The 21,559-nt window shown below is 41.9% G+C and carries 15 protein-coding genes, 1 pseudogene and 1 riboswitch; of the genes and pseudogenes, 5 read left to right on the top strand and 11 right to left on the bottom strand.

All coding sequences use genetic code 11. From position 1 onward, the window contains the following. Positions 1–40: 40 nt before the first annotated feature. Positions 41–496, top strand: coding sequence for an RDD family protein (locus Y79_RS0109225; protein ID WP_016937403.1), 456 nt, complete (start codon positions 41–43; stop codon positions 494–496). 36 nt (positions 497–532) lie between these two features. Here the strand turns inward: Y79_RS0109225 and Y79_RS0109220 are convergent, their stop codons facing one another. After that, positions 533–1,219 (bottom strand): VOC family protein, encoded by a 687-nt coding sequence (locus Y79_RS0109220; protein ID WP_016937402.1) that lies wholly within the window; start codon positions 1,217–1,219, stop codon positions 533–535. A gap of 299 nt (positions 1,220–1,518) precedes the next feature. Here Y79_RS0109220 and ahpC point away from each other — a divergent pair, with 299 nt between their 5' ends. Both ahpC and ahpF read left to right on the top strand, forming a co-directional pair. Continuing rightward, complete coding sequence (gene ahpC, locus Y79_RS0109215; RefSeq protein WP_004393188.1) at positions 1,519–2,082, top strand: alkyl hydroperoxide reductase subunit C; 564 nt, start codon at positions 1,519–1,521, stop codon at positions 2,080–2,082. Between the two features lie 13 nt (positions 2,083–2,095). Next, a complete protein-coding gene (gene ahpF / locus Y79_RS0109210) occupies positions 2,096–3,625 on the top strand; it encodes an alkyl hydroperoxide reductase subunit F (protein WP_016937401.1) in 1,530 nt (509 codons plus the stop codon). Positions 3,626–4,127: 502 nt separating this feature from the next. On the opposite strand, the gene Y79_RS0109205 is transcribed toward ahpF, so the two are convergent. Further along, positions 4,128–5,471 (bottom strand): amino acid permease, encoded by a 1,344-nt coding sequence (locus Y79_RS0109205; protein WP_016937400.1) that lies wholly within the window; start codon positions 5,469–5,471, stop codon positions 4,128–4,130. 144 nt (positions 5,472–5,615) lie between these two features. Continuing rightward, a riboswitch (glycine riboswitch) is annotated at positions 5,616–5,696 on the bottom strand. Between the two features lie 292 nt (positions 5,697–5,988). On the opposite strand from Y79_RS0109205, the gene fbp reads away from it, so the two are divergent. Next, positions 5,989–7,914: a fructose-1,6-bisphosphatase gene (fbp, locus tag Y79_RS0109200; RefSeq protein ID WP_016937399.1), complete on the top strand. Its 1,926-nt coding sequence runs from the start codon at positions 5,989–5,991 to the stop codon at positions 7,912–7,914. A gap of 60 nt (positions 7,915–7,974) precedes the next feature. On the opposite strand, the gene Y79_RS0109195 is transcribed toward fbp, so the two are convergent. From Y79_RS0109195 to Y79_RS0109170, 6 genes are all read right to left on the bottom strand, one after another. After that, complete coding sequence (locus Y79_RS0109195; protein WP_016937398.1) at positions 7,975–8,439, bottom strand: (2Fe-2S)-binding protein; 465 nt, start codon at positions 8,437–8,439, stop codon at positions 7,975–7,977. Beyond that, positions 8,432–9,274 (bottom strand): FAD binding domain-containing protein, encoded by an 843-nt coding sequence (locus Y79_RS0109190; protein ID WP_016937397.1) that lies wholly within the window; start codon positions 9,272–9,274, stop codon positions 8,432–8,434. Before Y79_RS0109190 ends, Y79_RS0109195 begins: the two co-directional genes overlap by 8 nt. Continuing rightward, positions 9,261–11,591, bottom strand: coding sequence for a xanthine dehydrogenase family protein molybdopterin-binding subunit (locus Y79_RS0109185; protein WP_016937396.1), 2,331 nt, complete (start codon positions 11,589–11,591; stop codon positions 9,261–9,263). The genes Y79_RS0109190 and Y79_RS0109185 overlap by 14 nt, the downstream gene beginning before the upstream one ends. A gap of 5 nt (positions 11,592–11,596) precedes the next feature. After that, positions 11,597–12,217, bottom strand: a complete 621-nt coding sequence (locus Y79_RS0109180; RefSeq protein WP_016937395.1) for an NTP transferase domain-containing protein — start codon at positions 12,215–12,217, stop codon at positions 11,597–11,599. Further along, on the bottom strand, positions 12,214–13,227 hold the full coding sequence (locus tag Y79_RS0109175; protein WP_016937394.1) for an XdhC family protein: 1,014 nt from the start codon (positions 13,225–13,227) through the stop codon (positions 12,214–12,216). The genes Y79_RS0109180 and Y79_RS0109175 overlap by 4 nt, the downstream gene beginning before the upstream one ends. 61 nt (positions 13,228–13,288) lie before the next feature. Continuing rightward, the gene (locus Y79_RS0109170) at positions 13,289–14,305 is read right to left on the bottom strand and encodes an FUSC family protein (protein ID WP_029575283.1); all 1,017 of its coding nucleotides are present in this window, start codon (positions 14,303–14,305) and stop codon (positions 13,289–13,291) included. Positions 14,306–14,448: 143 nt separating this feature from the next. Between Y79_RS0109170 and Y79_RS0109165 the strand changes: the two are divergent. Next, positions 14,449–14,739: pseudogene (locus Y79_RS0109165) on the top strand (fructose-bisphosphatase class III); the annotation flags it as partial. A 1,035-nt stretch (positions 14,740–15,774) separates the two neighbouring features. Here Y79_RS0109165 and Y79_RS0109160 read toward each other — a convergent pair. From Y79_RS0109160 to Y79_RS0109150, 3 genes are read right to left on the bottom strand one after another with little or no spacing between them, the layout of a single operon-like run. After that, complete coding sequence (locus Y79_RS0109160; RefSeq protein ID WP_016937391.1) at positions 15,775–18,849, bottom strand: type I restriction endonuclease subunit R; 3,075 nt, start codon at positions 18,847–18,849, stop codon at positions 15,775–15,777. Further along, the gene (locus tag Y79_RS1000000120460; RefSeq protein ID WP_016937390.1) at positions 18,824–19,999 is read right to left on the bottom strand and encodes a restriction endonuclease subunit S; all 1,176 of its coding nucleotides are present in this window, start codon (positions 19,997–19,999) and stop codon (positions 18,824–18,826) included. Before Y79_RS1000000120460 ends, Y79_RS0109160 begins: the two co-directional genes overlap by 26 nt. Then, entirely contained in the window at positions 19,996–21,540 is a 1,545-nt protein-coding gene (locus Y79_RS0109150; RefSeq protein ID WP_016937389.1) for a type I restriction-modification system subunit M, read from the bottom strand. The genes Y79_RS1000000120460 and Y79_RS0109150 overlap by 4 nt, the downstream gene beginning before the upstream one ends. Positions 21,541–21,559 lie beyond the last annotated feature (19 nt).

Genomic DNA, 21,559 nt, shown 5'->3' with positions numbered 1-21,559 from the left:
TATAATATGGCAGATTAAAGCAAGGGAGAGAAAAAGATACATGGAAAGACCGGCAGGATTTTGGATTCGGTTTCTGGCGTATGTCATTGATCAGATCATTATAGGAATTCCGATTTTTATCATTCAATTTGCAGTCAGTTTTTTATTTGCGGCAGGCGTTGCGGCGGCTGACCCCTTCATGACCGAAAATCAGTTTAACATCTCTTTTCTGGTGTTCGGCGTCATCCCGATTCTTGTGAGCTCTTTTGTGATCAGCATCTTATATTTCAGCCTGCTCACAGCCTCAAAGATGCAGGGGACACTGGGAAAAGCATTGCTCGGCCTTAAGGTCGTCAATGAAGATGGCGGACGCGTTTCCATCGGCCAGGCCTTCGGACGCGCTTTCGCTTATATCATATCTAAGGTCATTCTTTATATCGGTTTCATTATGGGTGCCTTCGGAGAGAAAAAAACGCTGCACGACATCATGTGCAGCACCCGGGTTGTTTATAAATAATGTCCTTAAGTCCGGGCCTTTTGAGCCCGGGCTTTTTTATGACGGCTGCGCCGGCTTGATGTCAATGCCGCCTTTTCCGTCAGCCTCAATGCGGATCGTCCCGTTCACAATGACAGACAGCGGATGAAACTCCGCATGCTGATCAGAAAAAATCCAGCGGCGCCCGTTCCGCCCTAAAAGCAAAAACGCCCCATCATTGTAATCACCCATAAAATGAAACCCGTTCTCCTTAAGAGGCGCGCCGTCTCTCACCGGTATACCGAAACGCTGCAGCTCCTTCCCGGTCGATACCACCTCGGCAGCCGTCAGATTCACCTCGCCGATATTCAGGACGGACTCAATCGAAAAACGTTCCGCGCTTGCCGGCGATGTGTCTCTCGCGATGAATTCCGCCAGATTGTTGGACGGATCTTTGAAATAAAAGGAACGCGCATGTATATGAGAGAAATACACCTCATCCTCCCCATCTTCCGTTTGAAAAACGACTTTATCCTTTATCCACGCCTTCGCCTCATCAAAACGATTATTCGGAATGTTAAACGCGAAATGATACGCCGGATGAGATTGAGAATCGGCGCGCCTGAATTCCAATTCACTTTCTCCCGCCTTGATTGTAAACGAATCATCGGACTCACCCGCTAAAGAAAAACCCAACACCCCTACGTAGAAGTCTTTCGTCTCCTCTAAAGCACAACTGTACAAAGTAATGTTATTTATTTGCATGATCATACCCCCTTTGGTTTATACTGCCATATAGAGGGGTTGAATCCCACTATTTCGTTTCACCAATTGAGAATCCCCCTTCCGCCCGGCGCTGAACGTGATAAACAGCGCCAAACCGCTTATACCAAGCGATTTTTAACGTATAAAGCAAAAAAAGCAGAAAATAATACCTCATATAGCTTGACAAAAAATAAATGTTATTTAATAATCTATATATAATTAGAATTATTATTGAAAGATAAAGTGAATGCTTTGTCTTTTTAATATATTTTAAAATCACATTTCAGGAGGAAGATATTATGTCTTTAATCGGAAAAGAAGTACTGCCATTCGAAGCAAAAGCTTTCAAAAACGGTGAATTCATCGATGTAACAAACGAAGATTTGAAAGGTCAATGGAGCGTTTTCTGCTTCTACCCAGCAGATTTCTCTTTCGTTTGCCCGACTGAACTTGAAGATCTTCAAGGACAATACGCTGCACTGAAAGAATTAGGCGTGGAAGTATACTCTGTTTCTACAGATACTCACTTCGTACACAAAGGCTGGCATGACAGCTCTGAAAAAATCGGCAAAATCACTTACGCAATGATCGGTGACCCATCTCAAACGATCTCCCGCAACTTCGACGTTCTTGACGAAGAAACTGGTCTTGCTGACCGCGGAACATTCATCATCGATCCTGATGGCGTGATCCAAACAGTTGAAATCAATGCAGGCGGTATCGGCCGTGACGCAAGCAACCTTGTAAACAAAGTAAAAGCAGCTCAATACGTTCGTCAAAACCCAGGTGAAGTCTGCCCGGCTAAATGGGAAGAAGGCGGCGAAACACTTACACCTAGCCTTGATTTGGTAGGTAAAATCTAAGGAGTGCATTCAATTGGTACTTGATGCAAATATCAAAGCACAATTAAATCAATACATGCAGCTAATTGAGAACGACATTGTTCTCAAAGTAAGCGCCGGTGATGATGACACTTCTAAGGACATGCTGGCTCTCGTTGACGAACTGGCTTCCATGTCATCTAAAATTTCAGTTGAAAAAACTGAATTAAACAGAACACCGAGCTTCAGCGTTAATCGTACCGGAGAAGACACAGGCGTTACATTCGCCGGTGTTCCTCTCGGCCACGAATTTACATCATTAGTGCTGGCATTGCTTCAAGTCAGCGGCAGAGCGCCTAAGGCTGATCAAAAGGTCATTGACCAGATTAAGAACATCAGCGGAGAATACCGTTTTGAGTCTTATATCAGCCTGACGTGCCACAACTGCCCTGATGTCGTCCAAGCATTAAACATGATGAGCGTGCTCAACCCGAATATCACTCATACAATGATTGACGGCGCGGCATTCAAAGAAGAAGTAGAAAGCAAAAACATTATGGCTGTTCCGACTGTTTTCTTAAACGGTGAATCTTTCGGAAGCGGCCGTATGACCATCGAAGAGATTCTCGCGAAAATGGGCAGCGGCGCAGATGCGTCTGAGTTTGCCGACAAAGAGCCGTTTGACGTTCTTGTTGTCGGCGGCGGACCTGCCGGCGCAAGCGCGGCGATCTACACGGCGCGTAAAGGCATCCGCACCGGTGTCGTCGCTGAACGCTTCGGCGGCCAGGTACTCGACACCATGAGCATCGAAAACTTCATCAGCGTCAAAGCGACTGAAGGACCGAAGCTCGCTGCAAGCCTTGAAGAGCACGTGAAAGATTATGATATTGACGTCATGAACCTTCAGCGCGCGAAACGCCTTGAGAAAAAAGACTTCTTCGAACTTGAACTCGAAAACGGCGCTGTACTGAAAAGTAAAACAGTGATCCTGTCAACAGGTGCCCGCTGGCGTAATGTCAACGTACCTGGTGAGCAAGAGTTCAAGAACAAAGGTGTTGCATACTGCCCGCACTGTGACGGACCATTGTTTGAAGGCAAAGACGTAGCCGTTATCGGCGGCGGAAACTCCGGAATCGAAGCGGCGATTGACCTTGCAGGTATCGTCAATCACGTGACTGTGCTGGAGTTCGCGCCTGAACTGAAAGCAGACGAAGTCCTGCAAAAACGTCTTTACAGCCTGCCAAACGTCACTGTGCACAAAAATGCACAAACGAAAGAAATCACAGGCGACCAAAACGTAAACGGCATTACGTTCGTTGACCGTGAAACAGGCGAAGAAAAACACGTTGAACTTCAAGGTGTATTCGTCCAAATCGGTCTCGTGCCTAATACAGAATGGTTAGACGAAACTGTCGAACGCAACCGCATCGGCGAAATCATCGTCGATAAGAGCGGCGCAACAAGCGTTCCCGGCCTATTCGCCGCAGGGGACTGCACAGACGGCCCGTACAACCAAATCATTATCTCAATGGGATCAGGTGCAACTGCCGCTTTAGGCGCATTTGATTATTTGATCCGGAATTAATGTAAAAAAGCCGCCATATGAATGGCGGCTTTTTATGTTATCAGTTAGGGTTTGCTCCGCCAACACATGCTTTTCCTCATCGTTTTGCAGCTGCTCCCACTTTTTCGCCTGTTTTCTATATCATTTGAATTTTAAGGGTAATGTTAACATTACCCTTGTTAAAATATCAATATATTTCCATTTATATCTACTACTTTTTTCCTTTAATTAGAAAGGGGTTATTTGAATTGCAAAGAAAGTCTTTTACTGACTCATCCATTTTCTTTTTTTTAATTTGTATTTTGGGAGGCATACTTTTTCTTTTAATAAAATGATTCGAGTCTTTTTTAGTTGTTGACTCTCTAATCTATTTATATAAGGCTTGTCGCTATCCACCGTTCCCTTTAAGGCACAAATAGCTTGTTTCCTATATGCGCCTGGTCAACGAAAGAAAAAGACAGCATACTGCAAGCGGTATGCTGTCTTTTTCGTGAAATTCTGATGACTATTTCATTCATAACCTTTATGTCTTGCTCCCTCTCGCCCGATAGATAAGAAACAGTCCAATAAACCATAGCGGCGTCAGCAGCAAAGCCGGGCGCGTCGCATCCGCAAACAGCATAATCACCAGAATGGCGGCAAACAGCGCCAGCACGGCGTAATTGATAAACGGCGCGAACGGCGCCTTGAAAGACGAGCTTGCGTGTAAGTCCGGACGGGTTTTCCTGTATCTGATATGACAGACAAGGATCACGCCCCACACCCAAATGAAACAAATTGCGCTGATGGTGGTCACGATGCCAAACGCTTCTTCCGGTATCAATTTGCTTAAAAGAGCGCCCGCTGACAGCACAATGACCGATACCCATAATGCGCTGCTCGGCACATGGTTTTTATTCAGCTTCGCGAAACTTGCCGGCGCCTGTTTCGTTTTGCTTAAGTTATACAAAATCCGGCTTGTAGAAAACATCCCGCTGTTACAAGCAGAAGCGGCCGACGTTAATACGACAAAATTAATGATCCCCGCGGCCACCGGAATGCCGACTAAGCTGAAGGTTTTCACAAAAGGACTTTCCGCCGCATTCAGCTGCGTCCAAGGGTTAATACATAAAAGAATGATCAATGCCCCCACGTAGAAAAATAAAATACGCAAGGGGATTTTGTTGATAGCGGACGGAATGTTTTTTTTCGGATTTGATGTCTCCGCTGCCGACACACCCACTAATTCCACACCGACATAAGCGAAGATCACCATCTGGAACGACAGCAAAAAGCCTGAAAACCCGTTTGGAAACAAGCCGCCGTGCTCCCACAGATTCGCCGCTGAAACCGTTCCGGTATGCGTTTTGAACCCAATCACCAGCAAAACTACACCGATGACAATTAACGCAAGAATCGTGATCACCTTAATTAAGGCGAACCAAAACTCCAATTCTCCAAAAATCTTGACCGTTAACAGATTAAGCCCTAATAAAATGAGCAAACAGATAAGTGCAGGAACCCACTGCGGAATGTCAAACCAATATTTCACATATACACCGACGGCGATCACATCCGCCATAGCCGTCATAATCCAGCAAAACCAATAAGTCCAGCCGGTGACAAACGCCGCACGCGGCCCTAAATACGCCTCGGCAATATCCGTTAATGATTGGTACCCCGCTTTAGATAACAGCAGTTCTCCCAGCGCCCTCATGACGAAAAAAAGCGCAATACCTACAATAAAATACGCAAAGATGATAGAAGGACCCGCCAGCTGAATCGCCTTACCAGACCCTAAAAACAATCCGGTGCCGATCGTGCCGCCAATGGCGATCAGCTGCACGTGCCGATTCGACAAGTCCCTCTTTAGCTCTCGCTGTTCCACACCTGACTCCTCCTTACTTTTTGATGAACGACGAGAAAATAAAGCCAATAAAAAAAGAGATTGGATGCCCTCCAATCTCATGGTCATAAGAATATCAAATTATATTTGCGCCGCTGACAATCAACAGCATGCCAAATACATATTCGGTACTCTTCTGTCCTTTTGCCTGAGATTGTGAACCCTTCGGCGCCGCGGAAAACCCGCGGTCTCTCCAGAAGCCGCTCCTGCTGTAGTGCGACCCACAGCAATCATAGCCTGCTACGTATTAAGTTTCCGATAGAAATAACTATCAGCTAACTTTTTATTTTAATGGAAGTTTAATCATTTGTCAATAGGGTGATGAGCTGTCTGCGGAAGGTATATGTTGATGCCTTAAGCGCCGTATTTTCTGTTTTGTTTGTCTCAAAAAGGACTTATGAGGTACTATCATATAAGGTCTAATGATGTAAACATTATGTCATACTTTAAATTCACCTTATCATGCAATCGCTCGTAAATAAAAAGGGGATGGACGAGATTGGAAACCAAATATTTAGATCTGCTCGCACAAAAATACGATTGTGAAGAAAAAGTGGTCACAGAGATCATTAATCTGAAAGCGATACTGAACCTGCCGAAAGGAACCGAGCATTTCGTCAGTGATCTGCACGGAGAGTATCAGGCATTCCAGCACGTGCTGCGGAACGGTTCAGGAAGAGTAAAAGAGAAGATCCGCGATATTTTCAGCGGCGTCATTTACGATAGAGAAATTGATGAACTGGCAGCTTTGGTTTATTATCCGGAGGACAAACTGAAGCTGATCAAACATGACTTTGATACGAAAGCGGCATTAAACGAGTGGTATAAAGAAACGATTCATCGGATGATTAAGCTCGTTTCATATTGTTCTTCCAAGTACACCCGCTCCAAATTGCGCAAAGCGCTGCCTGCCCAATTTGCTTATATTTCCGAAGAGCTGCTGTACAAAACAGAACAAGCCGCCAACAAAGAACAATATTACTCCGAAATCATAGAACAGATCATCGCGCTCGGCCAAGCTGATAAGCTGATCAGCGGGCTTGCTTACAGCGTTCAGCGATTGGTGGTCGACCATCTGCATGTTGTCGGCGATATTTATGACCGCGGACCGCAGCCGGACAGGATTATGGAAGAACTGATCAACTATCATTCAGTGGATATTCAATGGGGGAATCACGATGTTCTCTGGATAGGCGCCTATGCCGGTTCCAAAGTATGTCTGGCCAATATTATCCGTATCTGTGCCCGCTATGACAACCTGGACATTATTGAAGACGTCTACGGCATCAATCTGAGACCGCTATTGAACCTTGCCGAAAAATATTATGATGATAACCCGGCTTTCCGCCCGAAAGCAACCGAAAACAGACCGGAAGATGAGATTAAGCAAATCACAAAAATCCATCAGGCGATCGCGATGATCCAATTCAAGCTTGAGAGCCCGATTATTAAGAGACGGCCGGATTTTAATATGGAAGAACGGCTGTTACTGGAAAAGATTGATTATGACCGCAATGAAATCACGCTGAACGGAAAAACGTATCAACTGGAAAACACCTGCTTCGCGACAGTGAATCCCAAACAGCCCGATCAGCTATTAGAAGAAGAAGCAGAAGTCATGGACAAGCTGCTGTTCTCTGTCCAGAATTCCGAAAAGCTGGGCCGCCATATGAATTTTATGATGAAAAAAGGCAGCCTGTATTTAAAATATAACGGCAACCTGTTGATTCACGGCTGTATTCCTGTTGACGAAAACGGCAATATGGAAACGATGATGATTGAGGATAAAGCTTATGCGGGCCGTGAGCTTCTCGATGTATTTGAACGGTTCTTACGGGAAGCGTTTGCCCATCCGGAAGAAACCGATGACCTGGCGACAGATATGGTCTGGTACTTATGGACAGGCGAGTATTCCTCCCTCTTCGGAAAACGCGCCATGACCACCTTTGAGCGGTATTTCATCAAAGAGAAGGAAACGCATAAAGAAAAGAAAAACCCGTATTACTATTTGCGTGAAGACGAGGCAGCCTGCCGAAACATCCTGAAGGAATTCGGGCTCAACCCGGATCATGGCCATATCATCAACGGCCATACGCCGGTAAAAGAAATCGAAGGCGAAGATCCGATCAAGGCAAACGGAAAAATGATCGTCATCGACGGCGGCTTCTCCAAAGCCTACCAATCCACAACAGGCATCGCTGGCTACACGCTCTTATACAACTCCTACGGCATGCAGCTCGTCGCCCATAAACACTTTAACTCCAAGGCCGAAGTGCTGAGCACCGGAACCGACGTCTTAACAGTGAAACGATTAGTTGACAAAGAGCTGGAGCGTAAGAAAGTGAAAGAAACGAATGTCGGTGAAGAACTGATGAAAGAAGTCGCGATTTTGGAGAAACTGCGGGAGTATCGGTATATGAATTGAGGAATATGGAGTTCAGGGATGATTCTCTGGGCTCTTTTTTATGATTCCCCGTAACAACGGCTAATGATCCCCTTTCCCTGTATGTAAAACCGATTTAACCGCTTCTTCAATCTCCTTATAACCCGTACATCTGCAAATATTGGACTCCAGCCAATTTTTAATCGTTTCATCACTTGCATTCGGCTCAGTATTCACTAAAGCATGACAATTCATGAGAAAACCAGGTGTGCAATATCCGCATTGAAACGCAAATTTTTCAATAAAAGCCTTTTGAATCGGCGTATTGATAAGTCCTTCAATTGTCGTAATGTCCTTTCCTTCCCCTTCTGCCGCAAGCATTAAGCAAGATTTCATCGGTATCCCGTCCGTTAATACCGTACAGGCGCCGCAATCACCATTTAAGCAGCCCGGCTTTGAACCAGTTAATCCGAGACGAAGACGGAGAGCAAATAACAAAGTATCGGCCGGTCTGACCGTAATCTGTCTTTCTTCGCCATTTACTTTCAACGTAATAGGATCAGACATGGGAACCTCCTTCTAATTCTTGTAAGGCATCTAAGATTGTATGCTGCAAGACAAATATCCGATATTCACTTGAGCCTTCTGCATCATCAAGTACGGGTTTAGGTACATACTGTAAAGACCTGCGCACTCTATCTTCTGCTGTGCCGCTTTTATCGTTAAGCACAGCCTCCATTTCAGCAGAACGAAAAGGAAATGGACATACGCCGCTGAAGGCCATTCTGATCTCATCATCTTTTTTCAGCGCACAGACTGTCACCAATGGATAGCCGACATTCCACTGCTGTCTTCTTTTGATACTGACAAACGGCAAGTCAACATACGCTCGATCGACAACGATATGAAATAAAAAATCTCCTTTTCGCAACTGTATTTCCTTGTTAAATACTTTATTTATGGGACGGTAATGAATCCCCGCTCTCCCTGCAATCCCTAGCAAACTATCAGAAATCAGCAGCGGCAGCACGGCCTCACGGTAATAGATGCCCCCGCAAATGTTTCCGCCCAGGCTGATTTTATTTCGAGATGTCCGATCCGCAATTTCACTTACTGTTTTACTTAATAGCGGAAATGGATTTTCTTCCTCCAGTTTCGTTAATGACACGCCCGCTCCGATCACCAGATCATGTTCATAAAAACGGATGGCGTGAAATCCCGGAAGTGCGTTCATATCTATCACTGCATCCGTATAGACGATATTCAGCCTTCCTAACGTGATAATTTCCGTGCCGCCGGAAAAATACATTGGTGTTTTCTTTTCAGCCGCAAGCGAGTGAAACAGACGGGTTGTTTCTTGTATGGTCTTCGGCTTAAAATAGTCGAAATCAAACGGTATCATCTTTCCACCCCATTTGCGTCCTCCATAATTGTTCGGGAATGAGAGGAAGTTGATTCAATTGGACTCCTAAAGCGGCGGAAAGGCAATTTCCTAATGCTGCAGGCATCCCCAACAGTCCGTGTTCCCCGCCGCCGCGCGCTCCATAAGGCGCAATCACATGCGGGGTTTCAACAAATTCAATGATATATTCAGGCTGCTCTCCATAGTGAAGGGGTCTGTATGTTCTGAGTTGAGGATTTAATACTCTGCCATACGGATCAAATACAAAGGTTTCTCTTCCTCCAAATGCGATTCCCATACTCATCCCTCCCATCACTTGACCCCTTGCAGCTTTTTCATTCAGTACAGTTCCTATATCTACAACAGAATAGGCTTTTGTGATCTGATACGTATAATCCCGCTTATCCAACTCAACTTCAATTCCCTGAGCACCTACAGCCCATTCGGGTCCCGGCTTTCCTCTTCCCGTTTCCCTGTCTAAATTCGTCATCCGGGTTAATGTGTAATTGCCGCTCGCAATGATTTGGCCGCCGATGGTATTTCCATTTGGAAACGTATATCCGTAAGCAATGTCTTTTATGTCAACATGTACAGCAGGATAATCTATAAAATAAACTTTTCCGTCTGCCACTTCCAATTCCTCGACAGGAACCCGCAACACGCATGATGCCACTTCCTTAAGCTTTCGAATGGCTTCTTCCGCTGCATTCAGTACGGCTCTTCCGGCCATTAACGTCCCTCTGCTCCCCACGGTTTTCCAATGCTCGGGCGTTGTTTGGGTGTCTACAAGCATTTTTACGTGAATTTTGCTTATATCCATTTTCATTCGTTCCGCCAAGATTTGGGCTAACACTGTTTTAGTCCCTGTTCCAATTTCCACTACCCCTGACATCAAATTAATGCTTCCATCGGGATTAAAGGTTAAAATCACCCCGGACGTTGCATTTGTATCAAATGTTGAGGTTTTCCAAATACAGCTGATCCCCTTTGCCCGTATCTTCCGGCCGTCGATTTCAATTCTCTGTCCCTCGGACCAATTCATTAATTCCTTCAATCTCTCAATGCATTTCGGCACATTTCCGACCGTGCTTGAATTGAGACGAACTTGAGTAGGTGTAGTATCACCGGGACGAATGGCATTTTTATAGCGGAGTTCTAACGGGTCCATGTTCAGCTTTTCCGCCAATACATCCATCGTCCGCTCAAAGGCAAATAACACTTCAGCATGGCTGTAGCCCCTAAATGCGCTTGGATATGGATGATTCGTATACATACAATATGAATCACACGATATATGATCGATAGCGTACGGACCCGTACAATCAACCACCGCAGCCCGGCTGATGTCCACTCCTTTATCAGAGTATGCTCCGCCATCAAATAAAAGCTGAATGTCTGCCGCCTTTAAAATTCCATCCTTTGTGGCCCCTAATTTAACAATGGCATCCAATCCTATATGACCAGGAGATGTGATCATATCCTCTTCTCTCGTATTAAATAATTTGACGGGCCGGCCTCCGACTGCTTTTGATGCCAAATAGGCAATGACCTCTAACTGAACGGCTGCTTTTCCCCCGTACGCCCCTCCTACTAAAGGGGTTTTGACGATAACCTTTCCGGGTTCAATTCCAAAGTACCACTCCATTAATTTTTTAATGGCAAAAGGAGCTTGAGAGGATGTAGTCATGATAATCTCCTCATCAGCCCGAATTTCAACAATCGAGCACCTTGTCTCCATAGCTGCGTGATCAGAAGGGTTAAAGGAAATTTGGAATTCTGCTGTCACATCACTTTCCTTAAACCCGTCTTCAATATTTCCTTTTCTGATTTTATCCAGGTTCGCGATATTTGTCTTCGGAACCGGGAATACACCTGCCTTCTTCTCATAGCGGTCAACATGTTCATGGACGAGGGGAGCATCTTTTTGAAAAGCCTCACGGGGGGAATTGACGACGGGAAGAGGTTTATAGGACACTTTAATGGCATCCGCGGCCTTTTTGGCTATGATTGGATTTTCCGCCACAACTACAGCAACCGGCTCACCGTGGTATCTGACCCTTTTATAAGCAATCGGCGGCCTGTCTTTAATTTCTTCACCTGCAAGCGGAAGAGGTTCATCGCCCAATATCGCTTTCACTCCGGGAATCTTCCAGGCTTCTGAAAAATCAATAGACACAATATCGGCATGAGCATATGGGCTGATCAGCATTTTTGCGTGTAATGTGCCTGTTGCATGTAAATCATCCGTATATTTCGCCTTACCCGTCACTTTTTCAAGGGCCTCTTTCCGAATGACACTTTTCCCGATATACTCCAACTCATTCACTCCCCGAATTTATTCAGCAGGAAAGTATAATCTTCAGCCGTGTCTACGTCATAAAAAAGCAAAGGGTCTTGAAAGCTGATCATTTTTCCCGTCTTGACCATACTTTCACGGATCACGTGCCGGGCGCCCTGATCTCCCTTTAACTGATGCAATACTGGAAAACATTGATTTGAGAATAAAATGGGGGGCATAGGAAGATGCTGATTTTCAGCGGCGATAAATGAATAGCGGCGCTCCTTTTGATAAGAATCAATCAACGTATTGATGATATCTGCGGTGACAAACGGCTGATCTGCAAGGAGAATGATAACGGCGTCAGCCTCGTACGCTGCCGCTTTTTTCAAACCGCATTGTATAGAATGGCCTTGGCCCTTACCCGCTTGCTCACATTCTGCCTGACTCCACTTATTTGACATGGGATTTAAAAAGAAATAATCCGAAAGCCAATGCAGTGAATCTCCCTTTCTCGTTATAACAAAAATATGATCTAATTCAGATAACAGGGCATGTTTAAGCGCCATACTTCCGAGGGAGACTCCATTGAGAAATAAGCTGCGCTTATCCGTCCCCATGCGTCTGCTTGTACCGGCTGCCAGGTAAATACCTGCTGTTTTCATAAGCGAGCCCTTTGTTTTCGCATTTCTTTAATCATCTCGCCGACAATGCTTACAGCAATCTCCTCAGGCCCTTGTGCCCCGATGGGAAGGCCGATAGGGGAATGAATATCCTCTGGAATCTCAGCTCCGCCTAATAGCCGCTCGGTGCGCCTTCTGGGGCCTAATACACCTTTATAAAACACATTCTTATTTTTTAATGTATGTAAAATGATCTGATCTTTTTGAAAGCTGTGCGTCATAATAACAACAAAATCCCTTTGGGTCATGCTCAGGCCTTCTATGACTTCTTCCGGCGCTCCCGTTATCAAATGGCCGGCTTCAGGAAAATGGCCGTGATGACATAAAGCGGGACGCCAGTCAATCACCGTCACATGAAAGCCCGCACGAGCCGCCAACGAAACGAGCGGCCTTGCATCTTCTCCTGCTCCGAAGACGTATAGACAAGGTTTTGGAACCATCTGATGGATAAAAAATAAATCAGATGTATGTTCATCCCTTTTGATTCCCTTTTCTGTCTGTCTCAGTTTTTGAATACAGCCTTGTTCCATATCCCCGCTTCCAAACACTCTGCCGTCTTCAGCTATATACAGATCTTCCTTCGGCTCTAACGTTTCAGTGAATCGTTTCACTCGGGTCACAGACTTTTTTTCATCTAAGCATGTCTTGACTGTCATCAGATTTCGTTCCAATTCCCCTTTTACAGGCTCAAGCAACACCGTCAAAGCACCATTACAGCCAACACCCTGCCCCCAGGATAAATCGTCCTCCGCACTCATATCAAAGCGGACAATCAACGGCTCTCCCGCAGCCCAGACCTGCTCTGACCTTTCAGCAAGATCTTCCTCCAGACAACCGGCGGATAACATTCCGACTCTTGTTTTGTCCCCTAAAATTAACATGGAGGCCCCTTCCTTCTTATAAGCGGACCCCTCTGTTTTAATGATGGTAGCCAGTACCTTAGCTTTCGCAGAAGCCGCGATGACATCCAAAATCCGGTGTATATCATCCATTTGATTTCCCCCGTTTTTACCTGATCATCTGTATATCCATATTCTTTTTTTCCAGAGAACATTACAAACTCTTCAGCAATTTCTTCGTTTCTAAAAAAAAAGAGTCTTTATAGACCTTATGACCGGGCGGCGGGTGCGACTGCATGCCGGAACGGAGAGATTCCAATAGCACATTCTGTTCCTTCTGTTTCCAATTGTCTGTTTCACCGAGCTGTATTCCTTTAAAACCCGCAAAAAATTCACTTAACACTTGTAAATCATTGCCCAGCTCCCTTTTGTCACTTGAAGATAAAGCTCCTTCCCTTTCCCATTCTTTTAACGTTTTCACGACATTGGATATATACTCATATCCAGCATTCATCTTTTGCATCTCTGTTTGATATCTTGCAAGAATGATTTTATGTTTTTTTCTGATGGGGTTGAATTTCAAGCTCTCAGAGGCTGTTTGCAGCATCTCTTTTGCCGTATGCAGCTCCTGCAGAAGGTTATTCACTTTATCTTCCATGAGCGTCCCTTTTCCTTGTCCCCACTCTGATTGCACCCATTGGGAAAGGTCTAAAAGTGTGTCAGAAAGCTGATGAGCCAATGTTTGAAATGAGTCCGCTGCCCTTTTTGTATAGTCCGGCGGAAAAAGAAACATATGAACCAGAATCGCGATGACGACGCCGATCACCGTATCGATGATCCGATCCATTGCATAATCTTTAGAGTGTCGTTCAAACGTAAATACCAATAAAATGGTGAGGGCTACCTGATGCAGAACCGTTTCATCTATTCGCAACCACTTTGCAATGTAAGTCCCGCCTAATAGTAACAGCCCCAGCATCCAGCCATTCATTTGTAAGTAACTGACAAGATAAGAGGTTAACATGATTCCGATGACCGTTCCCGCAATCCGATGAAAAGAAAATCGAACCGACTGATCTATGGTTGATTGCAAACATAAGATAACGGATAGAGGAGCCAAATACGGGTGTTTAGAACCCGCCAGTTTTGCCGCTTCCCAAGAAACCGCAGAGGCAATCGCCATCTTCCAAACCAAGGATGTTTTATTTTGGTTTTTTTTACTTTTCTTCATCATACGCCCCCTCCTTTCAGAAACCTTTTCCACTAGGTTTCCGTTGCGCAAAGGGATTTATACTGATATAGCAAAAAAGAAGCTGTGATTCAAAGAGGGATTCTTGAATGATGGCTTCTTTTTGGGGTTGGGGAAACATTGGGAACGTAAAAATCATCGTCATCGACGGCGGCTTCTCCAAAGCGTGCCAATCCACAACAAGCATCGCCGGCTACACGCTGCTATACAACTCCTACGGCATGCAGCTCGTTGCTCATAAACACTTTAACTCAAAGGCAGAGGTCCTAAGCACCGGCACCGATGTCTTAACGGTGAAACGATTAGTGGACAAGGAGCTTGAGCGGAAGAAAGTGAAGGAAACGAATGTTGGTGAGGAATTGTTGCAGGAAGTTGCGATTTTGGAGAGTTTGCGGGAGTATCGGTATATGGAGTGAGGGATGTGAGGCTCAGAGGTGACACCTCTGGGCTCTTTTCTTAGGGTTTTTTCAATATCTCATTTAACTCTGCAAATTGCTGTCAAGTCTGGTCATTTACTCATAGAATTTTTTTCCACAATTAAATTTATAAATCGTAAAATAATACAAATATAATTATTGGAGGACGTTATTTTGAACGAACACAAATTTAAAAAATTGAATTAACCGATGCCAAACCAACCCGAAGAGGAATTTCTTTGATGTTATTTATAAACATGAAAAAGAAGGATGAGTCTGATAAAGCCGCTTCGTTTTGAAGGTGAGAACGCATTTTTTTAGTAGGATCCTACGATACATTATTTTGTTTATCCATTCGGGTATTGTGCGACGTTAGAGACGGTGCTACTTCTTCTAAGTTATATATATACTTTTAATGGTAATAGAACCTTAAACCATACAACTTATCTAATCGTAGTCATGTTAGGGGGTGGTATTTCTTGAAGTATGCTTAAAATCTGTCTAGAAAATACAAACTCACTTTTAAAACTACTCGTATTGGTGGAGTACTTTTTGTCCACCAGAATACCTTGAACTTTCTATCATATTCTCTTTTCGATTATAGCCATATGTTTATCTCTAAACTTTACTTCTACTTCTTCACTCTATTCTCTATACTATTTGGTTAAATATATTCATACTAAAAACTATACAAAAGCATTTCCAAATAAGGAATAGGTTTATATTGTTAGAATTTGGTCATACAGTCATTACTAAAAAGAGTTAAAACCATTAACTATGTATATTCTTGCAATTTTTCGCAATAGTATTATCTCATATCCATAAAAGAATTAGAGTTAGTCTTCACTCTTTTTTCTTTGATTGTCATCAAGAATCAGAAAATTAGTTTTAGTATTTAATATGTATTTATACACGCGTATATTTCCTTTTCACAAAAAAAGAGTAGAATAAAAATCTACTCTAAATTATTTATAAAGATATATTGAAAAATTAAATTCATGACTGTTCCCGTGCATTCTAACTTTATATCGCTACTTAAGCATCAATTGGCCAGTCTTTAAACTGTTCTTTCGCTTCCTCTACAAAGGCGTTGGTCAAAAACTTCAATTGTTCAGGCTTTATTTTATTTTTTATTAATGTAGCTTTTACTGCGAGATTAACTTTTGATAAGATATCTTGGCGGTGTGGGTTGGTCCAATCAACTTGAAATTCTTTTTTCATGTTTTTCACAACTTGATGAACTAAACCTGCCATAAACTGATTATCGAATGTAGCGTTTTCCATATTTGCGATTATTTCATAAAACGCTACTTCCTCTTCAGTTAGCCCTAAATCCATTCTTCGCTTTGTCTCTTCGTCTAGGTTATTTCTCATCTCAACCATAAAACGAATAACATCTGCTGCTGATATTACTCTGTTGTGATATTCTTCGATCGTTTTCTTTAACATTTCACTCATCTGTTTACCTTTTGGGTTCTTCTTTTTAAATTTAACCTTAATTTCATCCTCCAAAAGTTGCCTCAACAATTTCATTCGTAAATCAATATGGGGGTTTTCGACTAACCCTGTTAAAAAGGCCTCGTCTAGTACTGATATGTTAGGCTTTTCAATTCCTGCAATTTCAAACAGATCCAAGGCACCATAAGAACTTACACTTTCATTTACAATTTGTCCTAATTTCTTTTCATAATTGTTATCGTTCTGGCCATCTCCACCAATTGGTTGAGATATTTTGCGAAGTTGTGTCTTTACAATGTCATATAATAATACTTCTCCTGAAACTGCAGTTACAGAGGAAAGGTGAGAAACAAGTTTATGGGATTTAGCAAGTTTGACTTGCGCTTCTAAAAATACCTTTTCTTCACCACCTAAAAAGTGATTAACCACCTCAGCAATAAAATCTTCCCGTTCAACTTTTGGTAGTGCTCGCCACTCATTTAAGGACAGGTTGTTTGAATAAAGTTTTTGAGGGATAAGTTCCCTTACTTCTTGTAAAAGGCCCCAAAACAAACCTTCTGCTTGTTCAATGTCAAAGGTTAGATCTCCTTTACCCCCACTATCAGTATACTTTTTGGTTGCTTCTCTTAGTTGGGTTGCAATTCCAATAAAATCTACAATTGTTCCACCTTGCTTACCGGGGAATACACGGTTTACACGTGCAATTGCTTGCATAAGACTATGCCCTTTCATAGGCTTATCAACGTACAGATAAGTTAAAGGTTTTGCATCAAAGCCAGTTAGCCACATATCCCGAACAATAACAAGTTTGAGCGGGTCCTCTGAATCACGTAACTGTGCTTTAACAGCCTCTTGCTCCTCTTTAGATTTTATATGGGAGTAATCACTACCCTCTTGTTTTTGACGCCATTCTTCTGGGTCCTTTGATACATCACCAGTCATAATAATTTCAACTAGTGGACAATTAGGTAGATTACGCATTTCATTATAAAGAGCAACACAGTTTTCACGACTCATACATACAATCATGCCTTTTGCTTCAGGTGTTACTGATTGTTTTTCAACGAAATGATCAACAATTGTTTTGGCTAGTTCCTCGACACGTTCCTTAGTTCCAGCCAACTTCGCGAGAGCAGCCCATGCTCTACGGTGTTTCTCAAATTCATCATTACCTTCACTAGTCCCTAACTCATCAATTTGATTATCTAATTCTTCGTTAGTCACCCCTAATCTAATTAGACGTGATTCATAATAGATTGGAACTGTTGCATTGTCCTCAACTGCCTGAAGCATATCATAGGTATGAATCGTATGACCGAATACTTCATTCGTACTTCTTCCTGCAAAATCAACCGGAGTACCTGTAAAACCGATATGGCTGGCATTGGGTAGAGCCGTTTTTATATGGCCTGCATATCCAGCATCATTATATTGTGTTCTATGCGCTTCATCTGCTATCACGATAATATTCTCTCGTTCAGAAAGAACTGGATGAACACCTTCCGCCTCTTTCAAACGGAATTTTTCAATAGTGGTAAATATTATTTGGCCAGATTCATTTTTTAAGAGTTGTCTTAAATCACTGGCAGAATCAGCCTGTTTAACATGACCTACGAGGGTTCTTCCCTCAACAAATGTGTCATGTAATTGATTGTCTAAATCGGCTCGATCCACTTGAATCACAACAGTTGGATTTTTCATTTCACTATGGCGTATTAAGATACCGGCAAAGAATAACATAGATATTGATTTACCTGATCCCTGAGTGTGCCAAACAACTCCAATTTTTCTATCTCCATTTGGTCTTGTTGCTCGAATAGATTCTTGGATAGCAAAGTTCACACCAAAAAACTGATGATACTTGGCTCCAATTTTTGCTTTTGTTTTGCCGTTGTCCATAAAGACGATAAAGTTACGAATATAGTTTAGTAGACGGTCTTTTTGGAATAAACCTTCTATAAGGGTTTTCATTGTATTTGCGATATTATTGTCTATCCTAACGCCGTCAATAGATTTCCAAGCGGCAAAAAACTCGATTGGTGCAAATGGCATTCCATGCAAAGTTGTTGTACCGTCTGAAATAACAGAAAACGCATTATAATTAAATAGTTGGGCTATATCGTAGGTGTAATTTTTCACTTGTGTGTAGGCATCTTGAACTGTGGTATTCTCTATATAAGGGCTTTTTAATTCAAAAAGTATAAGCGGTAATCCATTAATATAAACAATGATATCTGGTCGTCGTGACATTCTCCCTTCGATAGCCAATTGATTCATTGCCACAAAATCATTTTCTAAAGGCTTTTCCCAATTGATAGGGGAGATATGGTAAAATTGGTTTTCATCACTTTCTTGCTCTATTTTAAAATCTATTCCTTTTGTTAACACTTCATGAAATCTTTCATTTCGCTGTTCAACTGTAACTCCGTCTACATTAGTAATCTGAGATATTAATGCAGGCATATGTTCTTTTGGAAAGGTAGGATAAGTATCATAAAGATACTTTTCCAACCTTTTTTCCATAACAACATCAGATAATGATGAACGTGTCCCCCACCCATAGGCAGGAATATATTCATAACCTAAATTTTTTAGCCTCTCAATCGTTGTTTCCTCAAAGTCAGATTCATACAGACGGCTCCGGTTGCTCATTTGATATAACCTCCCTTACTTTTTCTGCTGCTTCTGAAATATCTATCTCCCCCGATATTAAACGCGGGAGAAGGTAGTCCATTGTGTTAGTTACAATTATCGTTTGTTCATGGTTTATTTTAATCAACTGATCAATTTTGGATACTTTAGCTTCAAATTCGTTCATTATTTTTTGGTCTGGAACAATAACCTTTAGGCTTTCTAACTCCCCTTTATTTATTGAATTAAATATAGTTCCAGAACCATACCTATCCTCTTCATTAAATATTACTTTTAGTGTATATAATAAATATGAAGGTGTATTTGTTTTTGAGGAGATTGCACTTAACCCTCTGCCTATAACCATTTTTGTATGAGCAATGTTTATTCTCCCTACAGGTGCTCTTACACTAATAAGAAAGTCTCCTTCCTCAGCGACTCTTAAAAGTTTTGAAGAATACGTTAGATTTGTTGGAAATCTATTACCGAAATTCGTAACACCTTGATGAAATGGCAACCCTTCGCCCATTTGGTTATAAAATTCCGATTTTGGCGATTGTCCCATTAAGATGTTTGAGATATCCTTTAATTCCTTTACTTCCCACCCATTAGGAATTAAACCTAATTCAGATTCAACAAATTCATCGTCTTGGAACGGACCAAAATCCATAAACCATTTTTTGTAAAATGTTAATGCTAATGTCTCTAAAGTCTCGTTAATACTATTATTAAGTTTTATATAATCCAATAAGTTAAATAATATATCTGCAATTTTGGTTTGAATTGCTTTCTGGGGAATATTGACTGAAATATTCTTTAAAACAGTTTGATTTAGTAATGGCTGCGCACTTCCCCCAGCATAATTCCTTAAATCTAAGGTAGTTAAAAGCAAATACATGTATCTGTCGTCAACCTCTTCACTAGAAATCCCATAAATAGCGTTATCCGTTATCCAAGACGGTTGATTTATATACCTAAGAGATCCACAGTATGCTCCAACCCTGCCTATTATAATATTTTCCCCTTCAACTAAGACCTCGTTGGTTTTTCCAATAATTCCATTTGAACCATATATCAAATATTTTCCGTCTTTATCTCTTTTTTCATCATTAATCGCTTTACCGTTCTTAAAAGTTAATACGTCACCTAATTTAACTTTTTGAAAAATCAAACTAAATCCTCCAAATCGTTTAAGATTTTTTCTTGGAGTTGATTACTTTCAGCAAATTGTTCGCGAAGGGAATTTTTCAATCCCTCCATTTTCTCTTCGAATGGAACATTATCTTCCTCTTCTTGAACAGTACCAACATAGATACCCGGAGTTAATTTATAATTTTTTTCTTTTACAACTTCAATATTGGCTACTTTGGCGAATCCTGTTTCCTCTATAAAATCATCATCTAAGTTACGATATTGGTGGTAAGCGGACGCAATTTTTTCAATTTCTTCTTGTGATAGCGCTTTTTGCTTTCTGCTAACCAATGAGCCCATTTTTCTAGCATCAATAAAAAGAATTTCATTTAAACGTTTCCTATATCCATTAGCCCCGTCCCTATTCTTACTTAAGAAAAACAAGCAACATGGTATTCCTGTTGTGAAAAATAGTTTTTCAGGTAGTTGAACTATACAATCGATATATTGGTCATCAACTAATTTCTGACGTACTTCTTTTTCACCTGTAACACTTGTTGTCATTGCACCATTTGCCATTACATAACCTGCTGTACCACCATCTCTTAAATGGTAAAGGAAGTGTTGCATCCACATATAGTTTGCATTCGCGTTGGTAACTGGTCCAATTAAACGAGGGTCATCCTTTGAAATTTTTTCTGCTCCCCATGTATCGACGTTAAAAGGTGGATTAGCAATAACATAATCCGCCTTTAGGTCTGGATACTGATCATTTAATAAAGAATCTCCGAGTCTAATCTCTGCATTCATGCCATGAAGTAAAACATTCATTTTTCCTAATCGTAAAGTTGTTTCTACATTTTCTTGACCATAAAATGAAAGGGCATTTCCCATGTCTGAATATGCTTCTGATTGAATAAACATTCCTCCAGAACCACAAGCCGGGTCAAACACTGTTCCTTCAATAGGTTCCATCATAGCAACAAGAAGTTTTACAATTGAGGAAGGTGTGAAGAACTCCCCTCCTCTGTTTCCTTCGCTAGATGCAAAATTCCCAATGAAATATTCATATGTACGGCCCAGTACATCGACACTATCTTCATGACGTGCACTGAATACATCCCTTGAGAATATTTCAATAAGCCCCGCCACATTTTCTGCGGGTAAGTTAGAACCTTGAAAAATACGTGGCAAGATCCCTTCCAATTCAGGGTTTTCTTGCTCAATTAATTTCATAGCATTATCTAAAATACCTTTAATATTACTGTCATTAGCCTTTTCTACTAGATAAGACCATCTTGCTTCTTCTGGAACCATAAATACATTTTCTGATTTGTATTGGTCTGGATCATTTAGAATACTTTCTCTTACTTCTTGGTCTTCTGAATACCAAATACTCTTTGGGTCATTAGCCATTACCTCAACTTGTGCTCTTCGCTTATCAAAACGTAATGATACATAACGTAGAAATATCAATGGTAATACATAATGTTTATAGTCTGATGGAGTGATACTTCCTCTCATCCTAGTTGCCGCATCAAATAAATCCTTTTGAAAATCTATATCTGCTTTGATACTCATTAATTAAATCCCCCTGAAC

This window comes from Bacillus siamensis KCTC 13613 (assembly GCF_000262045.1).
Classification (GTDB): Bacteria; Bacillota; Bacilli; order Bacillales; family Bacillaceae; genus Bacillus; species Bacillus siamensis.
The sequence above is the reverse complement of the archived record's forward strand: the minus strand, read 5'-3'. Positions and strand labels throughout refer to the sequence as shown.